The organism is Exiguobacterium sp. s123 (assembly GCF_018617075.1).
Taxonomy (GTDB): Bacteria; Bacillota; Bacilli; order Exiguobacteriales; family Exiguobacteriaceae; genus Exiguobacterium; species Exiguobacterium profundum.
This window is the reverse complement of sequence record NZ_JACSJL010000004.1, coordinates 105,718-128,614: the sequence shown is the minus strand read 5'-3', so window position 1 is coordinate 128,614 and position 22,897 is coordinate 105,718. Positions and strand designations below refer to the sequence as shown.

Sequence of the window (22,897 nt, the reverse complement as noted above, 5' to 3'; positions counted from 1 at the left end):
CTTTTAAAAAGGTTGGTTCTACAATGATGAGACCGATGGATTAATAAATGAGTTATGCGTTAGCAAATCAAACGAATGGATGTGAGTAACATGCAACGATGGTTGCGAATAACAGGATTGCTGATCCTTTTTAGTCTCTTCTCGTATTCAACAGTAGAGGCAGCCCTCGTCGTCGAGCCGAGCAGCTCAATCGATGTGGAGAATCCGACGAACTATGTCGTGGGGAACAAACAGATGTATATTGGTGGAGAAGATGGATACCGGACGTATGAATTGTCGGACGGGTCCCTTGTTTATCATGTGAAGGGACAAGCGACGGACGTATTGGATGTCAGTGACGACGAGCAGTGGGTGCTCACGAAGTCGTCAGGACTTGTGACATACGATGCCAAAGGAATGGTGCGACATACGTTACAAGAAGCGAAATGGGAGCATATGACGATTTCCTTCAATGACGATCAGATACAAGCTCGTTTCTTGCCGGGCTCATCGGTCGCCGTTATTCTGACGGAATCCTCGGGCCTTGTTTGGTATGACGTCGCGACGAACGAAGTGAAGAAACAAGTATTGATTAGTCGAAATGAACGATACGGACCACCAAATCAGCAACTTCGTGTGTCAAAGCACTTCATCGCTATCGGTGAGAAGGCGATGATAACCTTATATAGCCATGAAGGAGAGATGATGTCTTCGATAGGAATTGGAGATTTGATTGAATCCTTTGATGTGACGAATGATGGCATGGTTGTCATGACGACAAAGTCGGGAGAGTTATATGAATATAAATGGAATGCGAAAGGTACATTTTCTCGAGAGTTAGACATAACGGGCGCGATTATGATGAGTCCGAATGGAACGTTTTTCTCGAATGAGACGTCGCTCTATGACTTCAAAACGGGCAAACGGATTTATTCTTCCGTTCAACCGGGACGTGTCGTCTTCACACCGGACTCGACTCGGTTTATTTCGATTGGGAAACGAATCGAGATTTATGACACGTCTTCACTCGACAAACGCATTCGCTCCATCGCGGTCAATCCAGAGTTGAAGCGAATTGAGACCGACACGAAGGTACGACCGAGTTTGATTGTCACACGTGCGGACGGGACGAAAGAAACGATCACGGAAGGCGTGACGTGGACGTCGACTTCTCCAGAACGGTTGGCGGTTGAAAAAGGGATGTTCGTCGGGAAACAATCGGGACCGGTCGTGGTGAATGCTACTTATGAAGAACACACAACCTTATTCTATGTGAAAGTGGTGCCGCCACCGCCACTCACGGACCTCGAGTGGTTGAAGGCGCATAAGAAAGCCCTCGACCAAAATGGAACATTTGATGGGGCGGACCATAAGATCGGAACATTGTATGCGAAAGTGAAGGCCCCTGCCGGCAAGCTCTTGATTGACAAAAAGATAGCGACGAGAGGGAAGTATCACCATGATTTTCTGTACGCTACGACGAACCGTTCCAAAAAAGTAAATGAGATTGTCCTCTCATTCTGGAACTATAAGCGTCCGAATATCACCGAGTCGGTCGTACAGCGCGCATTCGGGAAACCGATTCAAACCTGGACGAAGAAGTCTAAATCATTTGAGACGATAAGAGGAAACAAATCGTGGGAGAAGCGCTCTGTCGGAAAGATTGCTGCATACCGTACGAAACAAAAACATACGGTCTGGATGTATTACGACACGAGTGGCAAGTTGCGTATGTTCCGATTGCTTGAAAGTGCGCCGAAGTAAAAGGGAGCAGAGTATTGAATGACTGGCATTCATCATGGAATGACTTTAGAGGATTCTAAGGTCATTTTTCTATAGGACAACAAACGTTAGAGTCGACGAATTTTGTCGAACGATTAAAAAGTGAAACTGAGAATCGGTTTTCCATATCGTTCAAAACCAAGCGTTTCGAACCTTTAGAACTCGCTAAAATAAATCGTAGCGACTCGAATGTCAGAATAAGTGTGGATTATCTGTGAAGGTGGTTCGAGTCTCAAAAAAATATAAGGGGACTAAGAAATGTTATCTAAACAATGGAATAAAGTAAGTATAAGCTTTGCATTGGTTCTATGCATAACACTTGGATTGAATGCAGACGTTTCGTATGCAGCTTCACAATTACGAAAACCAACTATCTCACAACAAACTCAATTTATTAAGTCCATCTATCCATACAGTTATCGAGACTGGAATTTAAAAAAATCAAGTCAAGCGGATCGTTATATGTTACTGGCTGATATGCAGTTCGAATCATTGATTCCATTAAAACCGATTCATTTAAATTATGCATCGAAAGAGAATTTTGCCTACTTGCCATATTCAATTAAAAGTGTTGACGACTGGACGCAACGCCTTTTCAATTTCAAAACCAAAATGAATCATTTGCGATCGAAAGATGGATTGCTCATTTCTTATAAATCTCCCAAATATAGATACTTAATTTCGCCAGAACGTGGGGGTGGGGTATATAAAATGTCTCACCAAGTATCACAGTATAAAAAGATTTCAACTAAACGAGTTTACGTACAATTTCAAAGTTATAGTTACTCTGCGATTTTTAGTAAGCACCCGAACATGAATACTGACTTTTTGAAAAAACCAAGAAGTACATGGACTACAATACAAAAAAGCGAAGCTCAATTAGATAAAAAGGGATATGCCATTCTAGAGTCTAGTGGAGATAAAGATTATCCATGGAGAGTTATTTTACTGTCATTTGATCAACCAAGTTTGAGTGACAAAGAAATTAGTAAATACAAATAAATTCTTCTCAATCACTTCATTATGTAAAAGTGATGCTAGAGCAAAAGAAAGTTAGTGTGACGTTCGTTCACAGACAAAAAAATCAAGGGAGAGATTAACGATGAAGCGTTGGACTGTGTTTATGTTGTTTATCATAGCAAGTTTATGTATTCCATTATCTGGTGAAGCAGCAGAAAAGCCACACGTAAAATGGGGGAAAGTACAGTTTGAAGAGAGACACGTAGGCAAAGTGTCAGTAAAACAAAAAGTAAATGCCTATAAAATGAGTAAAGGAAGTTTGGTGAAACAAAAAACAGTGTTCGGTGCGAATCGAGAGTTTGCGGTTTTGAAGACGATTCGTCAAAAGAATGTGACGTATTATCAAATCTCACCTAGTCTATACATCCAAAACTCTAAGAAAATCTCTTTCTCAAAGCCGACTAAAACGGTCATCAATCAATTGAAAAAAGAGAAAGTTGATTACGCAGGAACTCAATATATTTCATATTTGGATCGTGTAAAGGGTCGCGACTTTTTAGACAATATTAACACGTATATGATGATGGATTTGAATTTTGATGGATATCCTGAATTGTTTATGGGGATGGAAGCGATGACGTCTCCTGAATTGTATACTGCTCTTACTATAGAAAATCATCAGGTGAAGAAAATTGTATTTACAGGGGATACAGGTGGATCAAACTATTGTTATGGTGTTAACCAGTATTTACTTACTTGTAAAACAAATACATTACACCTTGGAGTACCTGGGCTATTGAATTTAGAACGTCGTGTGGACTCAAAAACGAAGAAGGGGCATTGGATTGCTAATGATGGGACCCAACTTAATTACAATAACTATCAAGGTAGTTATCTAGAACTTAAATTGAATGGAACGAAATTGTATGCGAAAGAACGTTTTTACTATCAATACGATAATGAATATTCACTAAAAGAAAGTTACCGAGTGGGTAAAAAGAAAGTATCACGAAGTGTATTTGAAAAGAGCTTGGCTCAATACAAACAGTATAATAAACCCCAATCTTACAAAAAGTATCATTCTTCTTACGCCGACTTTGATGATGCGCCTTGGTCTGACTATGACTATCATATCGAACAAGGTATGAAAAAATTAAAACAGTAACTCAAAAATATGTGTGTATCAAAGCTTGCCTTTACGGTGAGCTTTTTATGTTTGTTGGAATCAGGAGTTGTTAATGTCTGTATTTTACTCGTCATCGCATCAAGCGATGACGTTTTTATATATATACAGCAAATCCGATCATTGATAAATCGAACAAAATGGTGTTTCATACGTTAGCATCATTGCTTGGCAATAATGCATGGGTTTCACCAACTGCATTTGGATAAATGTAGAGCTGTCTGATCAATTCATCAGCTCTATCGTTTTCGGTTTAGGCTTACATGTTATTTGTATTGGTTTATTGATTGCGAGGTCTATTTTTCGGGTGAGTCCAGCAAAGTAAATAAGAGAGAATCGTGTAAATTAATATTGAAATAAAAACTTTTGTAAAAAAAAGAAACTGAAATATGAATATATCATCTCCTTGATTTGCCTATTTTTGTAATTTGAATGACGGTAATTTGATAAGCTTTTGATAGATATTATGGAGAGGAATGATTATATGAAACATTTAAAATGGATTTTGGCATTTTGTTTAGCGATTTCCTTATTTACTAGCGGTTTGCCCGCAACCGAGGCATCGAGTAAATCGACAACAGCAAGTTTGCAAAAACAAATTGATACACTGAAAAAACAAAATGCTGCATTGAAGAAAGAGAATACGAAATTAAAAAATGAAAAGACGAAATTGAGTAAAGACTTATCTAACTCAAAAAAAACTATAAAAAAACTTGAAGCGGATAAAAAAGATTTAAACGGTCAACTTGCCAAGTTCAAAACTTATCAAAAAGGAGTTGACACGAAAAGTGGTGTCGTTAAAGATATTCGCGTCACAGAAAACCAAGCATCAATCTTCTTAGACGGTCAACGACTCTTCCCGACAGTAGGTGAAGGAAATCCGATTCGAACGTTCTATTATGAAAATCAACTTTACGCACCGGTCGGACCTGTCGGAAAGTTATTGCTCGGGGGACAAAAAGCGGTAGAGTGGGATAGTGAAAAACAAGGATTATATTTTGGCACTGCGCCGAAAGGCAAAAATGTTCCCATCTCAGATTTAAAAGTGCACCAAGATATATACCTATACAATTTTGGACCGGATGACGATTATTCATTCGATGTACTAGGGCAGACGTATTATCCGTCAAATGGCTTTTATGGTGGTGGTCGAGATGCTGACATATATAAACTAGCTGGCAACTATAGAAGTTTAAAAGGCACGCTCGCGATTCCTCAAAAGAGTATATATGAAGAAAAGAAATCAAGCTTACTGTTTTTCAGTCTAGACTCTTATGGCAACGGGAAATTGATTCAAAAATATGAGATTAAGAGCGGGGATTCATTTAAGAATGTAGAAGTCGACTTGAGTGGTGTCCAATTCTTACAGATTCAGATTAACGATGATTATTCAGTCTTTCATGACGTATCTCTCGAAGGCTTGTTGGACTGAATAATGAGATAAAATTCAAGTGTAACGAATGACCTCGCCGATTTTTCTCTTGATTAAAGAGAGGAGTGTTCGACGAGGTCATTTCACTATTTTTTAAGTTTCAGTATCAAGGTGAACATATGACAATTTATATATTCGTCCGATATATTATCCGTACTTAACGAAATTTCATCTTAAGAGAGGATAAACGAAAGGCGTGGATTTTATGCCACGAATCATTGGTGTCGGGGCAATTGTAATCATGCTGCTGTTGATTTTTACTGGGAACATGATTCTAGTTCTCCCATTATTGTTTTTAATTGTCTTACTCAGTACCCCACTTCAAATTTCGTTCGCTTTACGAATCAAGAAATGGGAGAAACGTCTAAGAAATCGGAATATCACAGAAGATGAGTTTTATGATTTATATTCGGATTTGAAGACGATGTGGTGGGTCCCGAATCATCTGAAGTACTGGGGACGTTTGAAGAAGATTTACTCTAGCGCACTGTATTCAAGAGAGTTGACGTTGGATCAAAAACGTCACTTGTATGAGGTACTCGATGAGTTGTCACTTCAAGGGATCCCGTATCCGCAAGACCGAAAAAATCAGCATCGGCCTGCCGACGTGAAGTATGATGTCTTCTAAAGAGGAGCGACCCTAATGGAGTGGTTCATGTCGATGGATGTCCTCCTGGTGCTCCTTGCTGTCGGATCGATTGTCATCGGTGCCGTCACGAGTCTGTTCATTCCAATTCTGCTGATTTGGCTGATTGTTCGTTACCTGCGTAACGGACGGGTTGTGAAAAAATGGTCGGAGCGACGGCAGACTCGCTCAAAAGAAAGAGTTTGAACGACTCAGGGGTCATGATTTAAACAGCATGCAATTCACTACATGATAAATCATCGGACGGACTCAACCGAGTTCGTCTTTTGCATGTAGGCGAATTGTCACTTCCTGTCGAACGAAAGACCTAAAGCAGACACAAATAATTCCCCTTTTGTAGTAAAAACAAACGTATTGTTTGTTACAATCAGGTTACACTAATGGTAGATAAAGGTATGGATTGAATTGTCACCCGTCACATGCTGTGCAATTTCCACACTTTTCACATGTAAATGTCCATACTCCCTACCTCATACGAAGGAGCTGTGTCCATTGAACGATGTTCTCTTTTACGTCTTATTGTTGCTGGCGCTTCTGACCCTCGGTTTTGTCTTGAATTCGATTGTCGTCTTGTCACGATTTGTGAAGCAACAAATCCGTCGCCGTTTCCCATTTACGGAGCAACTGTCATTCCGTTCGAAATAAGATCATCTGTCTGTTCTCGACAGATTCCGCTAAATCCTCTCACGCCACTTGCGATGAGGGGTTTTACGCGTTCATTCCTCGAATGTGGTCTGCCATAGCTCAATCCATCCCTTTTCTCGAATCTATTAGCTCACTATGACTAGGATACTCCTTGATTCACCGATATAGAACCGAACGACTACTGATTTGATGTCTGGAGAGGACGTCCACCATGGTGGCCCTGTCGAGATAGTCATGTACGGTCGCTATTTTCTGTTCCTTGGTGTACAGTATCTTCCATCATTTGTAGTGCACTCAGTTTTTGTTCGATTGAATGCCGACATCTCGCCATAAAAAACACTCCCCAATCGAATAAACAGATTTGTTATTTCGTCTGTTTACCTATTGGGGAGCATATCAACAAGGCGCAAAGGACCTGTTTGTTTAGATCGGCACACGGATTTGTCTCGTCTCTTTATTCGAGAGCGTGTACGTCACGATATAGTTCGAACCGGATACTTTCACACTCGCCGACCGGATTGTCGTCTTCGACTGGTCGAGTCGGATGAGCGTGAGGTAACGTACGTCTTTCCCAGTGTTATACGAGATGACTTGCGGACGAGGCTTCCATTCGTAATCCTCGACGGCGACGAAACTCGTGCTGTTGCGCATCGATGAATTTTTCAGGTTGAGCTGCATGAGTTGGATCGTCCGGCCGTTCGAGTCGCCATAGACGACGTTCTGGGTCGCCATCGAACTCTGGAGCAGTTTCAGACCTTCCGCAAGGTGGAATCGCTGCACGAACTTCTCCTGTGTCGGGGAGCTAATCCGGTCATAGACGACGAGCGTCTGCGCCTTGTCATAGACGAGCGTCCGGCGATGGGTCGCCCCTTTGCCGATGAGCTTACTTTCGCCCATCGCAAGAAGGGACGGACCGAGGTTTTTGACGGTGACAATCTTGCTCTTCTCGCGCATCGACGCGCTCAAGTCGAGATTCGCCCCGTCACGATGGACCGTATTGTGGGCGTCGACCCCGAAGACGCGCTGACGTTCTGGACGGTTCGTGTAGCCGTAGCGCCCCGTCTCGATGATGAAGTCCCGACCGAGCCCGTATAAGTCGATGCTCAAATCGTCGGCGTGCTTATGGGCACTACTGTGATAGCCCGCCGTCATCATCACTTGCGTCGCCTGGTTGAAGGCACGCGGTGGGGCGGACCAATATTCACGCATGAAGCTATACTGCGTGCTGATCTTCTTCACCGTGAGCGGTGGGCGTGACCCTTCTTTCCCACCGGAGACCGCATAGGCGAGCTGTGGGAAGTCGTCGATATGCGGGATAATCGACGTCGTGCGCCGAGCCCCGGACGTGTCTCCGAAAATCGGGAGCGTCCCGTTCGGCTTGACCATATACGTCAGCTGTTTCGGCATATACTCGACACGGTTCATGCTGGACGGGAGCGTGAAGCGGTTGTCGTCCGCCCAGATGACGAAACGGTCGAGCACGTGATACATGTACGCCTGATAGCCCGGTGAATGCTCGAGGTGGACGGCGTCCGACGTGATGCTGTGGCGGATCTGTTTATCGAGCCGGCTGTCGGCAATCGTTTTCCATCTCGCGCTTTGGTCAAACTGCGGGAACGTCTGCGCGATCGCCGTGAGCGCCATGTCTTGGAACACCCCGTGGTTGTGTTCGTACTTATAAAAACTCGATGTCGCGAGCAACGTGCCGTGCTCATGGAGTGTCCGCAGCATGAGACCCGTGAATGCCGTGTCTTTGTAAAGGGACGACGACTTGTACACGTCCCAGAAGTTCAACAAGTGGAACGTCCGGACCGATGTGCCGTGGTCATTATACGGCCAGCGGTACTGTTTGTAGTTGGCGACCGGGTGGGCTTTCGTCCAACTTTTCACGACGCGCATCCCGTATTTCAAATACGCAGTGTCGTTTGTCGCATTGTAGGCTTGTGTCAATTGGTTCAACACCGTCAAATAGTGGATCTGGAACGGATACGAGTTGCTTGAAGAGCTCGGGATGTCCCGATGCCAATTGAACGTGTCGATGTTTGGGACCGACAGACGATACGGTGTGGACGGGACGTACCAATCCCCCTTAAGGGCTCGGTTCGCGTAGTCGATTGCCTTCGCTTCGCTGAGACGCTCGTATTCATAAGGGACATGGGGTGCCATTTGTCGCATGTATTCGTGCGCCAGTCGTGCCGTCCCGCTCGATGTCAGGTTCGAACGGGTGATGGGGTCGGCGAGTAAAAGTTTCGCCTGACTCTTCTTTATGTAGACCTTTTTCCCACCGCTCAGGGCGATGTAGTACCAACCGGACGTACTGATCGCCGCATAGCGCTTCGTCGTCGAATAGGTCGCCACTTTCGTCAACTTCCCGCTTTTCATCTCATAGACGATGGCGTTCGGGACAGAGCGGATGTGGAAAGGGTTCGTCGCAGCCTGAGCGGAGTCGGTCGGGGTGACAGATCCCCACGCACCGATCAAGACGAGGACGAGTAAGATTCGTTTCATAGATACACCTCAAAAAATAGATTTACTTCTTTTTCAAAGTATACCATGAGGCGAGGTTATTTCCTTAATTTTCTATATTTTTAATTTCAAATAGGAAATGTATTCGACCTGTCAAAATAAAAGACTACCGAGACGGCAATTGGATTGAAGTGAAAAAGTGACTCGGTGAGGACAGTCTAAAGCGTACAGATTGTGAAGGGGGGAAATACATTGAAACATGTTAGCTTGTTCCTGCTACTTTTCTTTATCAAAATTAAGCGAGAATACGCCCACTTCTAAACGTTAAGGACAGGGCTTACGTGAAAGTGGGAGATGAATCGCCAGCCTCTCCTTCGGGTATAATATCTTCAGAGGGGGTGGACGTCATGTTGAAGCACAAGGGCTATAAGTTCCGGATCTACCCGACGAAGGAACAGGAAATCCTGATCGCCAAGACGATCGGCTGTTCCCGGTTCGTGTTCAACCATTTCCTGGCTTCATGGGACGCGGCCCATGAAGCGACCGGCAAGGGACTGTCGTATGATGCCTGCTCGAAAGAACTTCCCATGCTCAAGCAAGAATTCAGTTGGTTGACGGAAGTGGACAGCACGGCCGTCCAGAACAGTGTCAAACACCTGGCCGACGCGTATAAGAAGTTCTTCAAGAAAAAGGGGAATCATCCCCGTTTCAAGTCGAAGCGTAATCCCGTCCAATCTTATACGGCGAACATCCAAGGTAAGTCCCAGCTCCCCGAGGTCTCGATCGTCGGGAATCAACTCAAACTCCCCAAGCTGAAATGGGTGCGGTTCGCCAACTCGAGACAGGTCGAGGGTCGCATCCTGAGCGCCACGATCCGATGCACGGCTTCGGGCAAATACTTCGTCTCCCTTCTCGTAGAGCAGGAGATCAGTGAGCTGCCGAAGACCGGTTCATCGGTCGGCGTCGACGTCGGGCTGAAGAACTTCGCCGTTCTATCGGACGGCACATTGTACAAGAACGACCGTTATTTCCGTACGCTCGAGAAGAAACTGGCACGGGAGCAACGTAAGTTGTCCCGTCGTCAGCGCATCGCCCTGAACAAGAGGGTGAGACTCTCCGAGGCGAAGAACTACCAGAAGCAGAAGCGGAAGGTCGCCCGCATCCACGAGAAGATCGCCAACAAGCGCACCGACTTCCTGCACAAGGTGTCGACCGAGATCGTCAAAAACCACGACGTCATCGGCATCGAGACCCTGCAGGTGAAGCACATGCAGAAGGACCGCAAGTTGAGCAAGTCGATCGCCGAGGTCGGCTGGTCGGCGTTCTTTCGCATGCTCGAGTATAAGGCCGGCTGGTACGGCAAGACCGTCGTGAAGGTCGGGAAGACCTTCGCCTCGAGCCAATTGTGTTCGAGTTGCGGCCATCGACACACAGACGTGAAACATCTCGCATTGCGTGAATGGACATGCCCGGCTTGCGGGGTCCACCACGACCGTGATGTGAACGCAGGATTGAACCTCAAACAAGAAGCCGAGCGAATGTTGGCTTCTTCAACCGTCGGGACGACGGGGCTAGCCTGATCAGGTTCCGACTGTCAGGTCGGATAACTCAGGAATCCCCCACCTCCAAGCGAAGCGTAGGTGGGGGTAGTTCAATACCGCGATGTTTATTTACGTCGTATCTCTGACCGCGCCGCAACTTCTCGTGCCAATCGTGTATCTTGCGATTGCCGCATTAATTGGAATCATCGGATATCTATTGAAGGTATATGTGATGAAAAGATGATCAAAAATCCGGTCGCTCGTGGACCGGATTTTTTATGTTCCTGTGTTCATTCCAACGTCAATCGTTCCACCGCATCCCGCAGATGGTCCTCGCGCACGCGGATGTAGCGCCGGGTCGTCTTCGGCTCGCTATGACCGAGCAACTCGGACAACGTCGTCTCCTTGACGCCCATATCATAGAGATGTGACGTGAAGGCGTGCCGGAGCGTATGCGACGTGACGGATGTACCGAGCACGTCCTCGGCGGCGCGTTTCAGGTGACGGTTGATCGTCGTCTTGCAGATGAGATCACCGCGGGCACTCGGGAAGACGTATGGCGAATCGATGCATCGGCGCTCTTCCTCCAGATACGTCGTCATCATCGCATGCGTCGCATCGTTCAGTGGGACCTTGCGCGGTTTTCCTGTCTTCGATTCGTGGATGTACAGGAGACGCGCATTCAAATCGATGGCATCGAGTGTCAGCTGTCTCACCTCGTTGATGCGCATCCCTGTATGCAACTGGAGCGTCAAAAAGGTTCGATACAACGGGACGTCGATTGCATCGATGACTCGTTGTAGGTCGCTTGGTGTAGGGACGTCCGAAGGTGGACGTTCGGTCACTTTCACGCGAAGGTGATGAAACGGATTGTGCGTGACGAGTTGCTCGGTGATGGCCCAGTCATACAAACCACGGAGTGCGCTCAAGTAATTGTTGATGGTCACCGGTTGGCATCCTTCCGAGCGGAGGGCGTTGATATACGGCATGACGTCCTGTCTCGTCTTGAAGTCATCGAGAGTTCCGTTCTGTCCCATGAGTTTTTGGAAGCGGGCGAACTTATAGATTGCCTGGCTGACCGTGTTGTCCGATTTTCCGGTCATGCGTAAAAAGTGGACGTGCTGGTCGACAGCGTCTTTCATGTGTAAGGTCATCTTCATTCTCCTCTTACTTGTCGTCCTCACGGAGCATCCGCTGGAGTTCGGCCTTGTAGGCGCGGAGGCGGCTCGGGGAGTACCCGAGCGATGCTTCGGTTCCGTGAAGCATATGGCAGAGTAAGGTGAAATGACGATTTGGTAAAGTGGAACGCTTGTCGTCTAGCCAGAGGGACAGCGGCATCTCACTCTTGTCGATTTGCTCGGGGAGTCGTTCACTCGTCACCTCGTGTTGGAGCGTCTTCGCCTGCTTGGCGCGCTCGTTCAAGATCGCTCCACGGATGCGGATGAAACAGTAGGTTTTCCCTAGCGTCTTACCGTCTTGGATGGCTCGCCATAGGGCGATTCGTGCCGTCTGGGCGGCATCGTCGACTTCGTTCGGATGAAGATGGAGTTGGCGGATGACGTAATAGATCATCGGTTCCCACTCTTTGATTTGTTCGTTTGCATCTGGCATGAAGGGCTGCTTTCCCGCGCGCGTCTCAAGTTTCCTAGGTGGTTACAGCATAATGGTTGTTATAGAGAATCCCTGCTTTTGATCCATAAGGCTTGGTGCAAATGAGATACAGCATTTCGAGGCTACATCTTGTTTGATTTGACGAAACGACACGGTTGGCGAGGTGCGAAAACCGCATAACAACCATTATAGGAGGATGGAAGGTGAAGGGTTCTTCAGTTTGTCGAGTCTTGTCGATAGATTTCGGACGACCTTATCAAAAAATATGTAGGCTAAATGAGGAGGGTGGTGATATATTAAATGTCGGAAAAATTTATTTTTTTACATAATAAAAAGAAAAAAGGGATGAAAAATGAATAAAAAATCCATTATTAAACAAACGATGATGATTTTGATGGTCATGATTTTGTTAGTATCTACTTTGTCACCTGTCGAAGCATCGGGCACGCTGACCGTTCAGGCATTTGAGCCTGACAGCAAGATGCTCATGGGACAGACTTCGTACACAGAGCCATTATATTATGGCGTGGATCAAACGATTCGACCTGTTAGTGTGAAATTGGACGGAACGTTTACTGTCTCATTAACTGAGGCAGTAGGGGAACGAATCGTGACATTCTATCAAAAGGATGACGTCTATTACAAACCAGTTCAGCGAGTGAGTGCCTCCGTGATTGAAAAAGGTCCGATCCCGCCAAACTTTTATGGAGTCGAATCTGGAAAGATGCAGCTTCAGTCAAATCCTGGTTATGAAATCATCGCGATTTATGATGGTGAAACATATCGGGGTGTCGAGATACTTTCAATTCCCAAAAAACAAGGTACCGAAGTGAAAGCTTATACACAAGCGTCAAATGGGAAACGAAGTGTCACTGGAAGCTATTCGTTCGATGATTCTTTTGATTTACCGATTCAGGTCGACTCGATGCAATGGAGTCAGTCGCGTGTTCACGGTACGACCTTGCCTTATCAGAATGTCCGTCTCACTCTTTATGACCGGACCCTCTCCACTGTCTCGGATGCGAATGGTCATTTCGAAGTAGAGTTGTCGATTCCGTTCGATGACTATATCAAAGGGCTCACAGGTAGAGTGGAAGTGCTCCATCCAAACAATGAAGTGCTTGTCGAGAAAGAAGTGAAGATTGATCCGGTCCGTTTGACTTCGGAGCAGCCTTACTATACCGTCGCCCAGTCATACGGTGTGTACGGTGTGACGGATCCCGACATGACTGTCACGTATGATGGAGAAGAAGTAACGGTAGACGAGTCAGGTCTATTTTATATTTCACTTCGTGCGGACGGAACGTCGCATAGAACCATCACATACAAAAAAGATGGAACTGTTTTAGCGGAACAATCGATTCGTCAGTACGTGGATTCTACGTTCCCTTTGACGATTGAGGCGACACCATCTACCGTATCGGGCAAACTATCAGGTGAAACAGAGCCGAATGCTAAGCTATTCATCCGTTCTGACAACGGGGATTTCTCAGTACAAGCAGATTCTAATGGAGAGTTCTCTACGGAGTTACCGCTTTTTGAGTCGGGAGTATATGATTTTTATCTTCAAACAGATTTCGGGATGCAACGGTTATCTACGTCCATCTCGGTAAAAGAAGAACGCCTGATTGCCGAGCCGACGGTACGCTTTTTGAATGAAACGATGTATATCGAGGCATCCTTACCGGCTCGGGAAGCAGAAGTGCAGATTATGCGTAAAAACGGGGAGATTGAAGTAGCTCGTACTTCATTATACGAAGGAAAAGGTGAGGTTCATATTCCGTACGGTTCGACTTATCGACTTCGAGTCAGTACGGGAGAACAGGTTTCTCCATATGTTGATGGCATCCATCAAGCGATGACTGCCCCGACGCTCACCCGTTTCATCGAAGGGGAGAAAGTGGTGTCGGGTCATGCAGAGCCGAATGCGACGGTCGTCTTCTATAATCGCGTCCAAGAATGGAATCCTGAGGGCACGAGAATGGAAGTGAAGACCGGGATCGACGGCGCTTTCTCCTTCACACTTCAACAAGAGTTAAAAAAATGGACCTATCGTTTCGCTGTCGAGAGTAGCGACAAGAAAAATATCACAACATATGAGTTTACGCCAAAAGATGAGACTGCACCAAATTTGACGATCAATGGTCAACCTAATACGACGACTCTCTCTGAAATGACAGAAACGGTTCGGGTACAGAGTGATGACCTCATTGATGACTTGAAAGTGGAATACTTTACTAACGGGGCTTGGGAAACGGTTGATTCGATTTCAAGATGGCGTTATGCTTTTGACTTTAAACCAAATACTGGGGCTACATTTAAAGAAGCAGGCGTGAGCCAAATTCGAATTCAGGTGGTCAACCCGAACGGATTAAAGCGAGTGGTCACACTTACTGTCAAAGACATCACACCTCCATCGCTCGTACTCGATCGGCTCTTATATGGGGACCAGGTCATCTCTGGCAAAACAGACCCGCTCACGTTAGTACGTTTCGGAAGAACAGGTGACGTTACACAACGTGCGGATGAAACGGGACGTTTCTCCTTTAAGCTTGATTATCCTGTATCCAAGTATTCAATGAATCTGTTTCCGGTCACCGTCGTGGATGAGGTCGGAAACAAACGGACGTTGACGCCGGACGTGTTCGACTATCGCATCGAGGACGTTCGAATCAACGCAGGCGGAACGAAACTGTGGTTGGCTAACGAAACACGCCGGATCAGTTACTCTGCCTACGACTTGATTGTGAATGGGCAAAAGATTAATCTGTCCAATTATGATACGACCATTAACTTGCCAGAGCCTGTCAGCTATCCGGTGAATGTGGAACTGCGACTTCGGAACGAGGATGGTACGGTACGTTATACATTCAGTAAGACACTCCAAGGTCCGTCCACGTTGACGACGCCGAAAAATTTGAAAGCTTCTTCAGACCGTCGGACGATCACGGGGCAACTAGATCCATACATCTCGTTCGATATTTACGACAAGTCTGGGAAACGCATCACCTCGAACCGTGCGAAGGCGGACGGAAGCTTTGCGGTCGCCATCGTTCGACCGCTCGTGGCGAACGAATCGCTTCGCATCGTATCGAAAGAGGCATTCGGGCAGACGAAGTCGATGACCTTCAAAGTCGCCGACAAGACACCCCCGGTCAAACCGACGATTCAACAAGCGGTCGTCCCACTGAAGCAAGTCACTGGAAAGGCAGAAGCAGGGGCCACGGTTCGCGTCACGTATCGCGGTAAAACGTACACGACCAAAGCGGACTCGAAAGGCATCTATCGTTTGAACGTGTCGAACTGGCTCGCTGGACAAAAGATCTCGGTGACGGCTCGTGACGTCGCTGGAAACACATCGTCCGCGACAACGACCGTGATCCTCAAAGCCTTCCGGACGGCGAGTGTCTCGGCGATTCGCACGACGAGTACGTTTGTAAGTGGAAAAGCGGATGCGGGAGCGAGCGTCAAAGTGTATGCGAATAATCGCCAAGTCGGAAAGACGACACGGGTCGGGTCGAGTCAATCGTTCAAGATTGCCATTCCGAAACAGAAAAAAGGAACGAAGATGACCGTTCGCATCTATCGGGCAGGCTATGCCACGGTGGAACGGAAGTTGACGGTTTATTGATTTATGACACCCATTCCTCGACGAGTGGGTGTTTTTATATTGAAAAAATAATAAAAAAGGTAAATATAATCCAAAATAAAGTTGTTTATTCATAGATAGATGGATATAATTTACAGGGTAAAATCAAACAGAAACTGTGAGGAATATCATGAAACCTTTGTATACACGATTATCGATCGGCGTGCTGAGTGGGATGCTCCTGTTCGCCCCGGTCACGGCCGATGCGGCGACGAACTCGGACTTTAACGCCCGTGTCGCCCCGTCGACGACGCTCCTAGAAATGAAAGACAAGAAATTGGTCCCGCTCCAGAAGACGAACGCGACGAAAGAGTATCGCATCGTCCGCCCGTCCGGTTGGTATTATCTGGCCATGTCAGGCGGCAAACGCATTTACGTGAAGAAGAGTCAAGCCGAGGTCGTCCCGGCCCGCTCGTTGACGAAAGCACGGATCCAATCGGCGACAAACCGTCCGCTCATTCATACATACATGAAAGAGACCGATGCCCACATCCCGTATGAATATGATTCGCTCTCAACCGAAAGGGCGAAACAGTACGCGGATCAGGCACTCGCCGGCAATTGGTACATCCCGGCGGAGCCGAAACAATTGTCCGTACCGAACATCGACACGTTCAATTGGCATAAAGACGTCCCGGATGTCAACAATGACTCGTTCCCGTTCCAAATCCACTACATGACGGTGTTGAACCAATTGACGCAGGCGTATAACGACTCGGGCGACCTCGCCTATCTCAAATATGGCGAGCGTCTCGTCAAAAGCTGGACGAAAGCGCATCCGGCCTATAACTATAAACGACTCAAGTGGGGATACAACGACCAGGGCACTGCGCTCCGCGTCTTCCATCTATTGAACTTCTGGGACGTGTACAAGCAGACGTCGCTCAACAAAGACCCGGCGTTCACCGAGCTCATCTTGAAGACGCTGTACGAGCATGGCGAGATTTTAGCATCCGCTGACTTCTATAAAAAAGAGCACAACCATGGAATCTTCCAAGACATGGCGCTCACGGCGATTGCACAGACGTTCCCAGAGTTCGACAAGAGCAAGACGTGGCAGTCGCTCGCGAGCTCGCGCCTTCAGGCCCAACTCGCCTTTAGCATCTCGCCTGACGGGGTCCATCTGGAGCATTCACCGTACTACCACGTATATGTGTATGAAACGTTGTCGCAGTTTATCGAATGGGCCGACGCCAACGCCTTCGTCTTGCCGTCACGGTCGGGTTATATCGAGAAGATGCCGGACCAGCTCACCTATATGTTGAAGCCGAACCGGACGCTCCCGATCTTCGGTGATACGACTGGTTATTTAAAAGATATGAACATTATTCCAAAGACCGAGAACTATCCGGAACTCTCCTACGCCGTCAGTGGCGGGGCAGAGGGGACGGTGCCGCAACTGTTGACGAAACAACTCGGCGACCAGTACAGCTTCATGCGCGAATATTGGTCACGTCCACCGGAGTCGTTCTCGGGAGCGACCCAAGTGATGATGACGGCGGGGTATCATAGTACCGGTCACAAGCACGCCGATGACTTGAGCATCGATCTGTACGGGCTCGCCCGTGACTTCATCGTCGAGACGGGACGCTTTGGCTACTCGAAGGACCCACGACGCCGGGAAGTGTTCAAGGTCGAGGCGCACAACACCGTGCACCGCTATGGGGAAAATCTTGACTTGAGTAAAAGTATGGTCGGCAAGAGCCGAATCGTATCGGTCGAGGACAAGGGCGATACGAGTATCGCCATCGGAGAAAGCGCCCTCGTCGGGAAAGGTGCGACTCATCGCCGGACGCTTGTCTATGACAAGGCGAAGACGCTCGTCGTCTACGACAAGATCACTTCGCCGACTCCGGACATGTTCGTGCAGCGATTCCATCTCGGCGACGGCTTGAAGCCATACGCCGGTTCGACGGACGCGCAGAACGTGACGTTCCGGGATGACAAGCGCCGGACGATCCAGTTGATGCAGCTCGAGACGGACGAAGAGTCGTACATGTCGATTCAGCCGAGTCACTTGTCTGTCCGCAACTTCGAATGGAAGCCGCGTGAACAAGTCGTCTCGATCGAGTATGGGGATGACGTCCGTTACCTCACGCTCATCCGGATTGACCGGACGAGCACGTCGATCGTCGACGCCTCGTTAGCCGAGCAACCGGAGCAATACGTCGTCACGTATACGCTCTCGAACGGCACGACGAATACGATCAACGTACCAAAATGAGCAGGGCCCAGCGAAAGCTGGGCTTTTTTGTGTGAACGACTGGGTAACTCTTGAATCCCACCATTTGCTAAGGTAGAATTTTCAAGTATAACAAATGACAAGTGAGGGAACGAATGGAACATTCAATCGCAAGACTCGTCGCCCAATTTGGCGGCTCGCTCGCGGCACGGGGGAGCCACGGGTGGGACGTCGTCATCTCGGCGGGGACGATGTGTTATCAGTGGAAAGGAAGACGGGTCGTACCGGAGGCGCGACTCGAGAAGACCGGGACGGGTCGGCTCATACGCCCGTACGGTCGTTATTACGTCGTTCGTCTTGGCGGCAGACAGACGCTCGTCTCAGCGTCCGATACGATGCTCGTCATGACGCGCCCGCTCACGAAAGCGAGGCTGTCCGACCGGATGGACCGCCTGCTCGTGCATCAGTACATCCAGGACAAGCGGCCGATCGCCCCGTATCGATATGAGCGATTGACGGACGACCAGGCCGTTCGCTTTGCGGACGGTGTCTTACAAGGCGACTGGTACATTCCGGCAGCACCCGACGCTTTACGTGTCGCGGACGTCGCCACGTTCGATTGGGATCAGATGGTGCCGCGGGTGGACAACAACTCCTTTTACCTCCAGCTCCATTATTTGACGACCGTCCATCAGCTGACCCGTGCCTTCGAGGTGACGGGAGAGACGGCTTATGTGGAACACGCCGCCCGTATCGTCGATAGTTGGCATACGCGTCATCCTGCATTCACGGTCAGTCGGAAACGTGAGGCGTACCATGAGCACGGCACGGCGATCCGTGTGTTCCATCTGCTCGGATTCTTTGAGGCGTACCGCTGTGCACCGATCGAACGTGACCCATCCATGACCGAGAAGCTGTTGAAGATGCTATACGACCACGCCGTCCTGTTGGCGACGCCGACGTTTTATCGGCCGCGCCATAATCACGGGCTGTTCCAGGACATGGCGCTCTTCGCCATCGCATCCTGTTTCCCAGAGTTCGACCGAAGCCCGGAATGGGAACGGGTCGCCCGCGCGCGTCTCGATGCCCAGCTCGATTCGAGTCTCGCCATAGACGGGACCCATCTCGAACATTCGCCGGGCTATCACGTGTACGTCTATCATATGTTGAGCCGCTTCGTCGACTGGGCGAACGTGAACGGATTCTCTTTATCTGACCGGTTTGACGTCATCGATGCGATGCCGGACCGCCTCGTCCATCTGATCAAGCCGAACCGGACCCTCCCGATGGTTGGCGACACGGGCGGACAGATTCGGGGACGGCATCTGATTCCAGACATCGAATCCCACCCGTCACTCGGTTACGCGTTGAGCGGGGGAGGGGAAGGGGTTTGTCCGTCTGAACGGATGGTAAACCTCGGCTCGAACTATGCCGTCATGCGTGAATATTGGACCCATGTAAAGCGTCCCTTTAGTGATGCGACCTACATTTTGATGACGGCGGGCTATCACGGTGCGGCCCACAAGCATGCGGACGACCTGAGCCTCGAACTGTATGGGCTCGGGCGTGATTTCATCGTCGAGACGGGGCGATATGGGTATGCAGACTGCGAGGAACGCTTGGAGGCGATGCGCGTCACGTCACACAACACGGTGCATCGCCTCGGGGACGAGCTTGACTTGTCGGTCGAGCGGGTCGGAGAAAGTGGGATTGTATCTGTTGAACCGACTGGAAAGCAGGTGATAGCGACAGGGGTGAGCCGTCTCATCGGAAAAGAGGCCCTCCACACCCGGAAGGTCGTCTACGATCAAGCGCGGACGCTCGTCGTCTTCGACCGCATCACGTCACCAGAACCGGATCTGTTCGTCCAGCGCTTCCATGTGGCGCCGGGGCTCGACCTCGTCGAAGGGTCGCCGGAGTCCCAGAACGTCCGGTTCATGGATGCGTCGAATCGCGCCATGCAGATCGTCCAACTCATGACAGGGGAAGAATCGTATATGACGATCGAAGAAAGTCACGTGTCGCCTCGTGATTTCGAATGGGTGAGTCGTCCACAGGTCGTATCCATCGAATGTGGCACGGACGTCCGCTTCTTGACCCTCATCCGACTCGACCGGACGCATTCTCGCATCGTGAAGACGCAGGTGGAAGAAACAGGGGATAGGTACATCGTCTCATATTGGCTTGAGAGCGGGACGAAGCACGTCATCCGGATTCCATATTGACTCGATTATAAAAAAATCAGACGAATTTGAGTTTTTCCTTGATGATTTTTGCCAACAATATTACAATAATTGTATAAGAATCATGTATATCATTTACATATGCGAAAATGTTTGGATGATGATAGGGATAAAGTCATACATTCTTTTGAACTAGTTCTAGGCAAAACGCATGAAGGAGGACCTAATGAGTCGCAAGGAAAGACGGATGAAAAAGAGAATGATGAGTGGGCTTCAGGTAACGCTTGTCGCGATGTTGCTGGTGGCGGGGGTGTTTTGGACGCGCGCGGCGGACGATGCGGAAGCGAATGACTTCATTCTTCCGTCCACGACCGGCGAACAGTTGACGTTCAGCGGGATGGCGCTTCGCCTCGACCCGAAAAGAGGACCGTACATTCATGGGAATGCTTCCCATTACCCACGTGGATTTAAAGAAGTGTATATCGATCAAAACCGCGGTTATTTGACGGTCAAGCGGGACCGCTTCGACTCGGTCGTCTCGATCATCACGGACCCGGACGAGACGCTCACGGCCCGTGGGATCACCATCGGATCGTCAGGTGGTGGCGTCATCACGAACCTATACTTCTATCAGAACGGACGACTGCTCAATTTGGCGGACCCGAACGATTACGCGATTATAGCGGGCGTATACTCGAACGTCTGGTTGACGATCATCAGTCAGCCGAACGGACAATGACATCCTCAGCCGAGGATGTCATTTTTTGTAGGCTTCACTTGTAGACGGCGTCTTTGTAGCCGAATGATCGGATCGTGAGGTTGTTCAATCGTTTCGCTCCGTGCATCTCAAAGATGATGGTTTCGGACGATTTCCATCCTCCGAGGTTGATCTTGTCCATTGAGACCGGACCCCCATCTCGATAGTTTGCGTTCACATCGACGGAGAAGAAGTGAGTGTTTCGTAACCATTCCTTGTCACTCGAACGGATGGCGACATACGTCCGATATCCGGATTCGATCACTTTCGCCTCAAAGGCAGGCGGCTCTTTCTGATAGGCAGAGAGCGGTTTGTCATTGATGGAGACGAGTTCGATTCGAGATTCCGGGTAGTTCGGACGCTCGACTGCTTTCGTTTCCATGACGAGGCTACGAGTCGTATTGCCGTCGATGGTGACGAGTCGAATCGATCCGACAGGGAAATCGTACACAAACGTCTGATCTTTCTCCTGGCTGATATACCATTCTTTCTTCTCGATGAGTGGACGTTTGAAACGGATTGACTGCAATGTGCCATCCGCGACCATTGCGGTGACAGCACGTGTATATTGATTGTAATAAGAAGCGTTGTCGACATGGTCATGGAACGTCTGGATTTTCAGTTGAGAATCTGACGTATGCACGTAGGCCGGTGTCGTCTGTTTCGTCGTCATGACCGCATCGACGAGACGGACGATGTCTTTCAGGTCGGTCGCCGAGTTGACGAGGCGTTTGCTCGGTCCAGCCGCCTCATTTTGGCGAAGTGCCGTCACATAGTCGCCGACACGCGCTGTCGTGTAGGGAATGTTCAACGTGTCGAGAGTAGCCGTGACCGATGCTTCGTTCACGTTCGAGAACATCTTGTCGATGGCGAGTTCGGCTTTCCCCATTTTCTTCCCGCGAATCGTCTTCGATGGCTTGATCGAACCGATGACGCCGTTCTTTCCTCCGAGGACATGCGTCTTCGTCGGTGCCGCGACGGTACGGACTTTGAGCGTGCTCGTCCCGCGTACGACGACATCTGTGTTGCGGATGTTCAAGAAGCCGACCTCTCCTGTATACCGAACAGGAATCTCATAGGAATATTCCGTATCTTTTGAGATGTCCCACCGTTCGATTGTTCCTTTTCCGGCGATCTGGACTTCCCCTGCCGTATGGAGTTGCTCGATCTGACCGTTCAAGGTGAGTTTTTGTACCTCACCATCGATTGCAGGGTCATGCGCATGTGCGTTCGCGACGACTTGACGGAGCGGTCCTGCCGTCGTCAACGTGAAGTTCGGTGACATCGGATTCCAAGGGATGTATAAGCTGTCGATCCGACTCGCTGCCGCTTTGTCGATGACGAGCGAGCTGGCAGGTTGACCGAGCGGGAAGAAACTAAGCTGTTTCCAACCGATCAACGTACGGTCCTTTGTTTTCGGTACGACTAGCATGCTTTTAAGTGCCGTGCCGTTCTTTTGGAAGAATGGCTTGAGTGCTGGGTCGATCTTGTAGCTGATCCCGGAGATACTGACGATGTCCGTGCCCTTATAGCTCATGACTTCGTTCCTATCATAGGAAGCAATCGGTGTCTCGAGCGGCATGACGGACCGCATGGAGAGATACCCCTTCGTTTTACCGATTTGGACGTGGGCCCAAGAGTTCGTCTTGCTGAGGAGCGCGACTTTCGTGTTCGTCTTCACGGTCATCAAGGTCTTGGCCCCTTTTTGCGTAGACGCCTTCAGTGGGGTGGATTGGACTGTCTTATACGACGGTGATGCCGCCTCGACGGACTGCATCCCGAACAGGACGACGAATAATAGACTAAAACCTAACAATTTTTTATACATAAATGTACCTCCTTCTTTCCAGAAACCATTATATCCCAAATGGTTTTGCCATC

At 48.6% G+C, this 22,897-nt stretch carries 17 protein-coding genes and 1 pseudogene; 13 read left to right on the top strand and 5 right to left on the bottom strand.

The window, feature by feature from the left end; translation table 11 throughout:
- Nucleotides 1-90: 90 nt before the first annotated feature.
- The 7 genes from KNO72_RS08660 to KNO72_RS08630 all read left to right on the top strand — a co-directional run bounded on the left by KNO72_RS08660 (nucleotide 91) and on the right by KNO72_RS08630 (nucleotide 6,627).
- Nucleotides 91-1,743: a hypothetical protein gene (locus KNO72_RS08660; protein ID WP_214757846.1), complete on the top strand. Its 1,653-nt coding sequence runs from the start codon at nucleotides 91-93 to the stop codon at nucleotides 1,741-1,743.
- 276 nt (nucleotides 1,744-2,019) lie between these two features.
- A complete protein-coding gene (locus KNO72_RS08655; protein ID WP_214757844.1) occupies nucleotides 2,020-2,763 on the top strand; it encodes a hypothetical protein in 744 nt (247 codons plus the stop codon).
- A 100-nt stretch (nucleotides 2,764-2,863) separates the two neighbouring features.
- Nucleotides 2,864-3,886, top strand: coding sequence for a hypothetical protein (locus tag KNO72_RS08650; protein ID WP_214757840.1), 1,023 nt, complete (start codon nucleotides 2,864-2,866; stop codon nucleotides 3,884-3,886).
- A gap of 502 nt (nucleotides 3,887-4,388) precedes the next feature.
- On the top strand, nucleotides 4,389-5,336 hold the full coding sequence (locus KNO72_RS08645; RefSeq protein ID WP_214757839.1) for a hypothetical protein: 948 nt from the start codon (nucleotides 4,389-4,391) through the stop codon (nucleotides 5,334-5,336).
- Nucleotides 5,337-5,541: 205 nt separating this feature from the next.
- Nucleotides 5,542-5,964, top strand: coding sequence for a hypothetical protein (locus KNO72_RS08640; protein ID WP_214757837.1), 423 nt, complete (start codon nucleotides 5,542-5,544; stop codon nucleotides 5,962-5,964).
- A gap of 15 nt (nucleotides 5,965-5,979) precedes the next feature.
- The gene (locus KNO72_RS08635; protein WP_214757835.1) at nucleotides 5,980-6,168 is read left to right on the top strand and encodes a hypothetical protein; all 189 of its coding nucleotides are present in this window, start codon (nucleotides 5,980-5,982) and stop codon (nucleotides 6,166-6,168) included.
- 306 nt (nucleotides 6,169-6,474) lie between these two features.
- Entirely contained in the window at nucleotides 6,475-6,627 is a 153-nt protein-coding gene (locus tag KNO72_RS08630) for a hypothetical protein (protein WP_214757833.1), read from the top strand.
- Nucleotides 6,628-6,786: 159 nt separating this feature from the next.
- Here the strand turns inward: KNO72_RS08630 and KNO72_RS08625 are convergent.
- Both KNO72_RS08625 and KNO72_RS08620 read right to left on the bottom strand, forming a co-directional pair.
- Nucleotides 6,787-6,958 (bottom strand): annotated as a pseudogene (locus KNO72_RS08625) (IS3-like element ISEnfa5 family transposase); the annotation flags it as partial.
- A 92-nt stretch (nucleotides 6,959-7,050) separates the two neighbouring features.
- Nucleotides 7,051-9,135, bottom strand: coding sequence for a heparinase II/III domain-containing protein (locus tag KNO72_RS08620; protein WP_214757831.1), 2,085 nt, complete (start codon nucleotides 9,133-9,135; stop codon nucleotides 7,051-7,053).
- Between the two features lie 365 nt (nucleotides 9,136-9,500).
- Here KNO72_RS08620 and tnpB point away from each other — a divergent pair, with 365 nt between their 5' ends.
- The gene (gene tnpB, locus KNO72_RS08615; RefSeq protein ID WP_214757829.1) at nucleotides 9,501-10,673 is read left to right on the top strand and encodes an IS200/IS605 family element RNA-guided endonuclease TnpB; all 1,173 of its coding nucleotides are present in this window, start codon (nucleotides 9,501-9,503) and stop codon (nucleotides 10,671-10,673) included.
- 82 nt (nucleotides 10,674-10,755) lie between these two features.
- Nucleotides 10,756-10,878 (top strand): hypothetical protein, encoded by a 123-nt coding sequence (locus KNO72_RS15765; protein ID WP_256439553.1) that lies wholly within the window; start codon nucleotides 10,756-10,758, stop codon nucleotides 10,876-10,878.
- A gap of 46 nt (nucleotides 10,879-10,924) precedes the next feature.
- Here the strand turns inward: KNO72_RS15765 and KNO72_RS08610 are convergent, their stop codons facing one another.
- On the bottom strand, nucleotides 10,925-11,788 hold the full coding sequence (locus tag KNO72_RS08610) for a tyrosine-type recombinase/integrase (RefSeq protein WP_214683666.1): 864 nt from the start codon (nucleotides 11,786-11,788) through the stop codon (nucleotides 10,925-10,927).
- Nucleotides 11,789-11,801: 13 nt separating this feature from the next.
- On the bottom strand, nucleotides 11,802-12,245 hold the full coding sequence (locus KNO72_RS08605) for a sigma factor (RefSeq protein ID WP_211782378.1): 444 nt from the start codon (nucleotides 12,243-12,245) through the stop codon (nucleotides 11,802-11,804).
- Between the two features lie 352 nt (nucleotides 12,246-12,597).
- On the opposite strand from KNO72_RS08605, the gene KNO72_RS08600 reads away from it, so the two are divergent.
- From KNO72_RS08600 to KNO72_RS08585, 4 genes are all read left to right on the top strand, one after another.
- Nucleotides 12,598-15,876 (top strand): Ig-like domain-containing protein, encoded by a 3,279-nt coding sequence (locus KNO72_RS08600; protein WP_214757826.1) that lies wholly within the window; start codon nucleotides 12,598-12,600, stop codon nucleotides 15,874-15,876.
- A 148-nt stretch (nucleotides 15,877-16,024) separates the two neighbouring features.
- Nucleotides 16,025-18,118, top strand: coding sequence for a heparinase II/III family protein (locus KNO72_RS08595; protein WP_214730349.1), 2,094 nt, complete (start codon nucleotides 16,025-16,027; stop codon nucleotides 18,116-18,118).
- Nucleotides 18,119-18,231: 113 nt separating this feature from the next.
- Nucleotides 18,232-20,301, top strand: coding sequence for a heparinase II/III family protein (locus KNO72_RS08590; RefSeq protein ID WP_214757824.1), 2,070 nt, complete (start codon nucleotides 18,232-18,234; stop codon nucleotides 20,299-20,301).
- A gap of 184 nt (nucleotides 20,302-20,485) precedes the next feature.
- Nucleotides 20,486-20,998 (top strand): hypothetical protein, encoded by a 513-nt coding sequence (locus KNO72_RS08585; protein ID WP_214687359.1) that lies wholly within the window; start codon nucleotides 20,486-20,488, stop codon nucleotides 20,996-20,998.
- A gap of 34 nt (nucleotides 20,999-21,032) precedes the next feature.
- Here the strand turns inward: KNO72_RS08585 and KNO72_RS08580 are convergent, their stop codons facing one another.
- On the bottom strand, nucleotides 21,033-22,844 hold the full coding sequence (locus KNO72_RS08580; RefSeq protein ID WP_214757822.1) for a hypothetical protein: 1,812 nt from the start codon (nucleotides 22,842-22,844) through the stop codon (nucleotides 21,033-21,035).
- Nucleotides 22,845-22,897: the final 53 nt, after the last annotated feature.

Bases quoted from the DNA above. Each gene is read 5' to 3' on its own strand.
- KNO72_RS08660 (WP_214757846.1), top strand. From the start codon at position 91: ATGCAACGATGGTTGCGAATAACAGGATTGCTGATCCTTTTTAGTCTC.
- KNO72_RS08655 (WP_214757844.1), top strand. From the start codon at position 2,020: ATGTTATCTAAACAATGGAATAAAGTAAGTATAAGCTTTGCATTGGTT.
- KNO72_RS08650 (WP_214757840.1), top strand. From the start codon at position 2,864: ATGAAGCGTTGGACTGTGTTTATGTTGTTTATCATAGCAAGTTTATGT.
- KNO72_RS08645 (WP_214757839.1), top strand. From the start codon at position 4,389: ATGAAACATTTAAAATGGATTTTGGCATTTTGTTTAGCGATTTCCTTA.
- KNO72_RS08640 (WP_214757837.1), top strand. From the start codon at position 5,542: ATGCCACGAATCATTGGTGTCGGGGCAATTGTAATCATGCTGCTGTTG.
- KNO72_RS08635 (WP_214757835.1), top strand. From the start codon at position 5,980: ATGGAGTGGTTCATGTCGATGGATGTCCTCCTGGTGCTCCTTGCTGTC.
- KNO72_RS08620 (WP_214757831.1), bottom strand. From the start codon at position 9,135: ATGAAACGAATCTTACTCGTCCTCGTCTTGATCGGTGCGTGGGGATCT.
- tnpB (WP_214757829.1), top strand. From the start codon at position 9,501: ATGTTGAAGCACAAGGGCTATAAGTTCCGGATCTACCCGACGAAGGAA.
- KNO72_RS15765 (WP_256439553.1), top strand. From the start codon at position 10,756: ATGTTTATTTACGTCGTATCTCTGACCGCGCCGCAACTTCTCGTGCCA.
- KNO72_RS08610 (WP_214683666.1), bottom strand. From the start codon at position 11,788: ATGACCTTACACATGAAAGACGCTGTCGACCAGCACGTCCACTTTTTA.
- KNO72_RS08605 (WP_211782378.1), bottom strand. From the start codon at position 12,245: ATGCCAGATGCAAACGAACAAATCAAAGAGTGGGAACCGATGATCTAT.
- KNO72_RS08600 (WP_214757826.1), top strand. From the start codon at position 12,598: ATGAATAAAAAATCCATTATTAAACAAACGATGATGATTTTGATGGTC.
- KNO72_RS08595 (WP_214730349.1), top strand. From the start codon at position 16,025: ATGAAACCTTTGTATACACGATTATCGATCGGCGTGCTGAGTGGGATG.
- KNO72_RS08590 (WP_214757824.1), top strand. From the start codon at position 18,232: ATGGAACATTCAATCGCAAGACTCGTCGCCCAATTTGGCGGCTCGCTC.
- KNO72_RS08585 (WP_214687359.1), top strand. From the start codon at position 20,486: ATGAGTCGCAAGGAAAGACGGATGAAAAAGAGAATGATGAGTGGGCTT.
- KNO72_RS08580 (WP_214757822.1), bottom strand. From the start codon at position 22,844: ATGTATAAAAAATTGTTAGGTTTTAGTCTATTATTCGTCGTCCTGTTC.